The 894-nt window shown below is 78.1% G+C and carries 1 protein-coding gene and 1 pseudogene; one reads left to right on the top strand and one right to left on the bottom strand.

Annotated features, from left to right (window positions below):
- Nucleotides 1-95: 95 nt before the first annotated feature.
- Nucleotides 96-470, bottom strand: a complete 375-nt coding sequence (locus A2U95_RS12950; protein WP_206282874.1) for a DUF3499 domain-containing protein — start codon at nt 468-470, stop codon at nt 96-98.
- Between the two features lie 223 nt (nt 471-693).
- Between A2U95_RS12950 and A2U95_RS32660 the strand changes: the two are divergent.
- Nucleotides 694-894, top strand: a pseudogene (locus A2U95_RS32660) (metallopeptidase family protein); the annotation flags it as partial.

Genomic DNA, 894 nt, shown 5'->3' with positions numbered 1-894 from the left:
CGCGGGCGACGGCGGGGTTCCGCGGGGGCCGACGTCCGTCGCGGGCGCGCGGTCGCCGTCCGGCGGACGGACGCCGGGGAATTCCCGGCGGGGCGTCAGTTGTCCGGCGAGCGCAGCACGCGGAGGTGACGGCGGGGGCCCTGCACGGGGTCGCCGGGCCGGGCCGCGCTGCCGCCGCCCTCGGCGGCGCGCTCCGGCGGACGGGCCGCCTCGCGCACGGCGTTGGCGAGGGCCTCGAGGTCGTCCCCGCTGGGGCGGGCGGGGGCCGAGCCGTCGAGGAGCCGGACGACCTCCCAGCCGCGCGGGGCGGTGAGGCGCTCGGAGTGCTCGGCGCACAGGTCGTAGCAGTGGGGTTCGGCGTAGGTGGCGAGCGGGCCGAGGACCGCGGTCGAGTCGGCGTAGACGTACGTCAGCGTCGCGACGGCGGGTCGGCCGCAGGCGGTGCGCGAACAGCGACGTACAGGGCTCACGACGATGGACGGTACCGCACTCTTGAGCGGGCCGCGACGACTCTCCCCTAGGTCACCCGCTCGTGTCGCGGCGACACGGGCGGCAAAACACCACAAGCGGGACTCCACGCGGGGGCGGGCGCGGCGGAGCCGGGGCCATTACGCTGCACCGGTGATGGACAATCCCGTACCGCCCCGCCCCCCGGGCCCCGGGCCCCGTCGGCGGGACCGCCACGGCCGCGGCATGCGCGGCCCGATCGCGCCCCCGCAGGTTCCGCTCGCCGCGAGCCGCGCCGAACTCTTCGCCGACCTGGTGCAGGACTCGGTGGAACGGCTGGAGCGGCGCTGGCCGCAGCTGGCCGAGGTCGACTTCCTGGTGCTGGAGGTGCCGCCCGCGCCGGGCCCCGGCGACTCGTGGAACGACGAGGCGGTGCCGCTGGGCGGC

Source organism: Streptomyces chilikensis, assembly GCF_001642695.1.
GTDB lineage: Bacteria > Actinomycetota > Actinomycetes > Streptomycetales > Streptomycetaceae > Streptomyces > Streptomyces chilikensis.
The sequence above is the reverse complement of the archived record's forward strand: the minus strand, read 5'-3'. Positions and strand labels throughout refer to the sequence as shown.